Raw genomic sequence first — 6,603 nt, 5'->3', positions numbered from 1 at the left:
CCGGCACCGCCATCATTGGTGGCGCTGCCGCCAATGCCGATAATGATATGTTCAACGCCCGCGTCCAGCGCATGACGGATTAGCTCCCCGGTTCCCCAGGAGGTCGTTTTCAGCGGATCGCGTAAACCTGCGGGAACCTGCTCCAGTCCGCTGGCGGCCGCCATTTCGATAAACGCCGAACGCTCATCCCCGGATAAACCATAAAATGCCTGAATCGTTTTACCCAGGGGGCCGGTAACATCAACATGCACAAGGTGGCCTTGCGTTGCGGCAACCATCGCTTCGACCGTTCCCTCACCGCCATCCGCGACCGGGATCTTCACGTAATTCGCCTCAGGCCAGATCTCACGAAATCCCAGCTCAATAGCCGTTGCCACTTCAAGCGCACTCAAACTTTCCTTATAGGAATCCGGTGCGATTACTATTTTCATAAAGCATCCTTACGCATGTTGACTGTGTTAAGCATACACCAGGAGAAAAACCGCCCCCTTATGGGAGCGGTCCCAGTTCGCTTAGCGTACCATGCACGGACGCTTATTATCAAACGTCCAGTTCGGGATCAGATACTGCATTCCCATGGCATCATCGCGCGCTCCAAGTCCATGTTGCTGATACAGCTCGTGAGCTTTCATAACCTGATCCATATCCAGCTCCACGCCCAGACCCGGCTTCGCCGGTACCTGCACCATGCCGCCTTTGATCTCAAACGGCTCTTTGGTCAGGCGTTGATTGCCTTCCTGCCAGATCCAGTGGGTATCGATAGCGGTAATTTTGCCCGGCGCCGCCGCCGCAACATGAGTAAACATCGCCAGCGAAATATCAAAGTGGTTGTTAGAGTGCGAGCCCCAGGTCAGCCCAAACTCATGACACATCTGCGCAACGCGGACAGAACCCTGCATAGTCCAGAAGTGCGGATCCGCCAGCGGGATATCCACGGACTGCAACGACAGCGTATGTCCCATCTGACGCCAGTCGGTGGCGATCATATTAGTGGCGGTCGGCAGACCGGTAGCACGACGGAATTCCGCCATGACTTCGCGGCCTGAGAACCCCTGCTCGGCACCGCACGGATCTTCCGCATAAGCCAGTGATCCTTTCAGGTATTTACCAATTTTAATCGCTTCATTCAGCGACCACGCACCATTGGGATCGAGCGTGACGCGTGCCTGTGGAAAGCGTTTCGCCAGCGCCACAATAGATTCCGCTTCTTCTTCCCCGGCCAACACCCCGCCTTTCAGTTTGAAATCGTTGAAACCATATTTCTCATATGCGGCTTCCGCCAGGCGCACCACTGCATCCGGGGTCATCGCCTCTTCATGACGCAGGCGATACCAGTCGCACTTCTCATCCGGCTGGCTCTGATACGGCAGCGGCGTCGCGTTACGGTTACCGACGAAGAACAGGTAACCCAGCATTTCAACTTCGCTACGCTGCTGACCGTCGCCCAGCAGAGATGCGACGTTAACGCCCAGATGCTGACCCAGCAGATCCAACATGGCCGCTTCGATCCCGGTAACCACATGAATAGTGGTACGTAAATCGAAGGTCTGCAAACCACGGCCACCGGCATCACGATCGGCAAAGGTATTGCGGACCGCATTCAGTACGTTTTTGTATTCACCTAACGTTTTGCCCACCACCAGCGGAATGGCATCTTCCAGGGTCTGACGAATTTTTTCGCCGCCGGGAATCTCACCCACGCCGGTATGACCGGAGTTATCTTTGATAATCACAATATTACGCGTGAAGAACGGGGCATGTGCGCCGCTCAGATTCATCAGCATGCTGTCATGGCCCGCAACCGGGATCACCTGCATCGCGGTTACGACTGGGGTAGTAAATTGTGCGCTCATAATTAAGTCCTTATTCAAAATTAGTGGCGGCCGAAAACGGGACGTTTACGGTCAAAAGTCCATCCAGGGATCAGATACTGCATCGGGCCTGCGTCATTACGCGCGCCGCCGGGCAGCGCCTTATAGGCTTCATGCGCTTTCTGTACCTGATCCCAGTCCAGTTCCACGCCCAGGCCGGGCGCGTCGGGTACCGCAATTTTTCCGTGTTTAATCTCCAGCGGATTTTTGGTCAGGCGGCAATCGCCCTCCTGCCAGATCCAGTGGGTGTCGATCGCCGTTGGGTTGCCCGGCGCAGCGGCACCGACGTGGGTGAACATCGCCAGGGAAATATCAAAATGATTGTTAGAGTGGCAGCCCCAGGTCAGTCCCCAGTCATCGCATAACTGTGCCACGCGCACCGCGCCGGAAAGGGTCCAGAAGTGCGGATCGGCCAGTGGAATATCTACCGAGTTGAGCATCACCGCATGGCCAATCTCACGCCAGTTGGTGGCTATCATATTCGTTGCTACCGGCAGACCGGTTGCACGGCGGAACTCGGCCATCACTTCGCGGCCAGAAAAACCCTGTTCTGCGCCGCACGGATCTTCGGCGTAAGTCAGAACATCGTTCAGCCCTTTACACAAGGAAATAGCTTCATCCAGCAGCCAGGCACCGTTAGGGTCAACCGTAATACGCGCATCCGGGAAGCATTGTTTCAACGCGCGAGCGGTGTCGATTTCCTGCTCGCCAGGCAGCACACCGCCTTTGAGTTTGAAATCTTTAAAGCCGTAGCGATCCTGCGAAGCCTGAGCCAGACGCACCACCGCCTCACTGTTCATCGCCTGCTGGTGACGCAGGTGATACCACTCATGGTTACCCGGCGTGCTGTCCAGATACGGCAGAACGGTTTTGCTGCGATCTCCCACGTAGAACAGATAGCCGAGCACGGTGACTGCATCGCGCTGCTTGCCTGGCCCTAACAGTTCGCAGACCGGCACGTTCAGCGCCTTGCCCAGCAGGTCGAGCAGTGCGGCTTCCAGCGCAGCCACCGCATTAACCCGCAGTTCAAAGGTCCAGGCACCTTTGCCAAAGGTGTCAAAATCAGCGGCCTGGTTGCCTTTATGCACCTGCTGAACCACCTTATTCAGGCGCGCGACTTCCTGGCCCAACACTTGTGGAATCGCGTCCACCAGCGTCTGATAAATCACTTCGCCGCCCGGCGCTTCACCGACGCCGGTATTTCCGGCGTTATCGGTAAGCACGACGATATTGCGGGTAAAGTATGCGTTATGCGCCCCGCCAATATTGAGCAGCATGCTGTCATGACCGGCCACCGGGATGACCTTCATATCGGTAATAATGGGACTCGATTGTGTTGTCATCATCATTGCCCTGCGACAGGTTTCAGTTCGATACGTTTAATATCACCCACCAGCACCAGATAGCTCACTACAGCAATCAGCGCATGCACCCCGACGTAAATCAACGCACCGTTAAACGAGCCAGTGGTACCTACGATGTAGCCGATAGCAATTGGCGTAACGATACCGGAGATGTTGCCAAACATATTGAACAGACCGCCGCTCAAACCGCTGATCTCTTTTGGCGCAGTATCGGCCATCACCGCCCATCCCAACGCACCGATACCTTTGCCGAAGAAGGCCAGCGCCATAAAGCCGATGATCATCCACTCCATGTTGACGTAGTTACAGAACACCATCACCATCGACAACAGCATACCCAGTACGATTGGCGTTTTACGGGCGATATTCAGCGAACCGGTACGGCGCATCAACCAGTCGGAAATAATGCCGCCGAGTACGCCGCCTGCGAATCCGCAAATGGCCGGAACCGAGGCAACAAAACCGGCTTTCAAAATCGACATACCGCGTGCCTGTACCAGATAAACCGGGAACCAGGTGATAAAGAAGTAGGTCAGCGCGTTTATGCAGTATTGGCCGATATAAATACCGATCATCATTCGTGAGCCCAGCAGTTGCTTGATCTGCCCCCACTTCACGCTGAACGGCACTTTGGCTTTGGCTGCCGCCTGATCCATATTGATCAGCGCTCCGCCTTCGGCAATGTAGTCCAGCTCTTTTTGGTTTACGCCCGGATGCTGGTTCGGTTCATGAATCACCTTCAGCCAGATAAAACTGATAACAATCCCGAGACCGCCCATAAAGAAGAACACATGCGACCAGCCCACTTCGTGGGTCAACCAGCCCATGATTGGCGCGAAGATCACGGTGGCAAAGTACTGCGCCGAGTTAAAAATAGCGACCGCCGTGCCCCTTTCCTGCGCCGGGAACCACGCCGCCACAATACGACTGTTGCCGGGGAAGGATGGCGCTTCGGCTAACCCCACGAGGAAGCGCAGGGTAAACAGCGCAACGATAATGCCGAAGCCGCTGAAGATATCGACGAAGCCCTGCAGCAGGGTAAACATCGACCAGATAAAAATGGACCAGAAGTAAACACGTTTTGAACCGAAGCGGTCGAGCAGCCAGCCGCCGGGGATCTGACCGATAACATAGGCCCATGAAAAAGCGGAGAATACATACCCCATCCCTACCGCATCCAGACCAATATCTTTGGCCATCTCCGAGCCGGCGATGGATAAGGTGGCGCGATCGCCGTAGTTGAAGGATGTGACGATAAACAGCATCACCACTATCCAGTAGCGAGCGTTAGTGCGTTTTTCCGCGCTGCTCGCCGCCTGACTTAATGAACTCATTGTTGCACTCCTGAATCTTGGCTTTCGCCAGTTCATTCTGTACAGCACCTGTAGGGTGATCAGAATGAGAGGTTAGTATGTGGCAGTTTTGGTACAGCTCAGGGCCGTTTTATTCTGACTCGCTGCCTTTTCGGAACTGACGGGAAAAGTATATGAAGGAGTGCCTCTTACCCTCACCGTGCAAAAACACAACATTGCGGGAGGTGAATGAGGTTGTTTATGGCATAAGCCTAAGGGAATGGAAGATGCTTCACGAAATTGGCGTTTGGTGGGCGATTTGTTGCCGGGTAGCAATGCCTTACCCGGCCTACGATCCAAGAGAGAGTAACAAGCCCGATCAAGCAAAGCGCTGCCGGGCGCAAGGTTATTTAAGCAAGGTTCCCCAGTTTTCTACCCAGGGATTGGATTCGCTTTCCGGTTCAGGATGCTCGCTGGCGTCAATCAGCAGCATTTCCCCTACACGTTGGGCGCTTTGTTCCTGCAACAGTGCATCGAACTGCTTGCCGCCATTGCAGAAATTAACATAGCTACTGTCACCCAGCGCAATTACCCCGTAATGCAGATTTGGCTGGAAACCGAGATTATCTTTGATCCCCTGAAACAGCGGCACGATGCTATCCGGCAGATCGCCCTGCCCGGTCGTTGAGGTCACCACCAGCACATATTTTTCCTGATATGCCTGCCAGTCGCTGAGCTCGGGATCTTCGAACACCGTGGCTTTATGACCCTGCGCCGTCAAAATAGCTTCGGCCTCTTCGGCAACCAGCAACGCGTTTCCGTACATCGTGCCGACAAAAATTCCAATTTCCGCCATAACCGTAATCTCCTGGGACTTAAGAATCTATCTGCTCATCCTGACCTGACAACCCGCTGAACTCAACCCTTTCATTCTCAGGGAGAAGTCCACGCCAGCCAAACTGTGATAGCGCCTGCATCCAGACATCATCCAGCCCGGCGCGAATAACCAGCGGTTCGCCGGTAAAAGGATGAGTCAGCGTAAGCTGGCTGGCATGAAGCATCAAACGCTGACAGCCAAAGTGCTCAGCGGCGCTGCGGTTTTGCCGCAAATCACCGTGCTTACTGTCGCCGATAATTGGATGGCGTAAGTGCGCCAGATGGCGTCTGAGCTGGTGTTTTCGACCGGTTTTAGGATCCAGTTCCACCAATCCGTAACGGGTCGTCGGATAACGTCCGGTCGCTACCGGCATCTCAACCGTCGCCAAACCGCGATAATGGGTGACGGCAGGCTGCGGGCCTTTATCATCACGGGCAAATTTATCGGCGATCTTATCCAGTTCTTCGACCAGCGGGTAATCCAGCACGGCATCATCCATCAGCCAGCCACGCACAATCGCATGATAGCGTTTCTGAATTTGATGATGTTCAAATTGCTGGGACAGCAACCGCCCGGCTTCGCTGGACAGTCCCATCAGCAGTACTCCGGAAGTCGGTCTGTCGAGTCGGTGGGCGGTAAAAACGTGCTGACCAATCTGGTCGCGTACCGTTTGCATCACCACCACTTTCTCATCCCGGTCGAGCCAACTGCGGTGAACCAACCAGCCCGAAGGTTTGTTAACTGCGACCAGCCATTCGTCCTGATACAGAATCTCCAGCATCAGGCGTTATCACTTGTAAACAGTGCATCCAATTCCTGCAATGCCGTCAGGAGAATTTCGCGTTGCGGGTGATCGGCTGCCAACGCCATTTCGTAATACGGTGCGACGGCAAAAGCCTGCGGAAGCGGCTGAGCGTTATCAATCAGCGTATGCATGCGGGGAATCAATACCCATTGCAGCCACTCAACCGGCTCCATGGTATCCATACAAAAAGGCTGCGTGCTGGTAAACAGATGCTCTGCAGGCTCATCCAACCGCCAGTGATTATGTTCACGCAGTAGCGCTTCAAGCGCGTGTAACTGCTGGCGCACACGGTCATGAGTCGTCATGAAATTAACCTCAATGATGAAAAATCTGGCGCGAAGAATAGCACTAGTGAAGGGAAATAAAAAAAGGGAGCACTGTAAAAACAGTGCTC

7 protein-coding genes are annotated in these 6,603 nt (G+C 54.5%); all 7 read right to left on the bottom strand.

Annotated elements, in window-relative coordinates; translation table 11 throughout:
- On the bottom strand, positions 1–431 hold a 431-nt coding region (locus FDW87_RS21765; RefSeq protein WP_252363006.1), incomplete at its 3' end, for a glycerate kinase.
- Positions 432–512: 81 nt separating this feature from the next.
- A complete protein-coding gene (gene gudD / locus FDW87_RS04465) occupies positions 513–1,853 on the bottom strand; it encodes a glucarate dehydratase (RefSeq protein WP_016154239.1) in 1,341 nt (446 codons plus the stop codon).
- Between the two features lie 20 nt (positions 1,854–1,873).
- On the bottom strand, positions 1,874–3,214 hold the full coding sequence (locus FDW87_RS04460) for an enolase C-terminal domain-like protein (RefSeq protein WP_137379492.1): 1,341 nt from the start codon (positions 3,212–3,214) through the stop codon (positions 1,874–1,876).
- Between the two features lie 2 nt (positions 3,215–3,216).
- Entirely contained in the window at positions 3,217–4,569 is a 1,353-nt protein-coding gene (gene gudP, locus FDW87_RS04455) for a galactarate/glucarate/glycerate transporter GudP (RefSeq protein WP_016157354.1), read from the bottom strand.
- A gap of 364 nt (positions 4,570–4,933) precedes the next feature.
- Positions 4,934–5,383: a flavodoxin gene (locus FDW87_RS04450; RefSeq protein WP_016154242.1), complete on the bottom strand. Its 450-nt coding sequence runs from the start codon at positions 5,381–5,383 to the stop codon at positions 4,934–4,936.
- A 19-nt stretch (positions 5,384–5,402) separates the two neighbouring features.
- Entirely contained in the window at positions 5,403–6,185 is a 783-nt protein-coding gene (truC, locus tag FDW87_RS04445) for a tRNA pseudouridine(65) synthase TruC (RefSeq protein WP_019077582.1), read from the bottom strand.
- Positions 6,185–6,514: a YqcC family protein gene (locus FDW87_RS04440; RefSeq protein ID WP_016154244.1), complete on the bottom strand. Its 330-nt coding sequence runs from the start codon at positions 6,512–6,514 to the stop codon at positions 6,185–6,187. The genes truC and FDW87_RS04440 overlap by 1 nt, the downstream gene beginning before the upstream one ends.
- Positions 6,515–6,603: the final 89 nt, after the last annotated feature.

The organism is Citrobacter sp. wls826, from assembly GCF_005281245.1.
Lineage (GTDB): Bacteria > Pseudomonadota > Gammaproteobacteria > Enterobacterales > Enterobacteriaceae > Citrobacter > Citrobacter braakii.
Note: the sequence above shows the minus strand (reverse complement) of the source record. Positions and strands in the feature narration are given on the sequence as shown.

What these genes read in the sequence shown, in the direction of transcription:
- gudD (WP_016154239.1), bottom strand. Translation starts at nt 1,853, where the DNA reads ATGAGCGCACAATTTACTACCCCAGTCGTAACCGCGATGCAGGTGATC.
- FDW87_RS04460 (WP_137379492.1), bottom strand. Translation starts at nt 3,214, where the DNA reads ATGACAACACAATCGAGTCCCATTATTACCGATATGAAGGTCATCCCG.
- gudP (WP_016157354.1), bottom strand. Translation starts at nt 4,569, where the DNA reads ATGAGTTCATTAAGTCAGGCGGCGAGCAGCGCGGAAAAACGCACTAAC.
- FDW87_RS04450 (WP_016154242.1), bottom strand. Translation starts at nt 5,383, where the DNA reads ATGGCGGAAATTGGAATTTTTGTCGGCACGATGTACGGAAACGCGTTG.
- truC (WP_019077582.1), bottom strand. Translation starts at nt 6,185, where the DNA reads ATGCTGGAGATTCTGTATCAGGACGAATGGCTGGTCGCAGTTAACAAA.
- FDW87_RS04440 (WP_016154244.1), bottom strand. Translation starts at nt 6,514, where the DNA reads ATGACGACTCATGACCGTGTGCGCCAGCAGTTACACGCGCTTGAAGCG.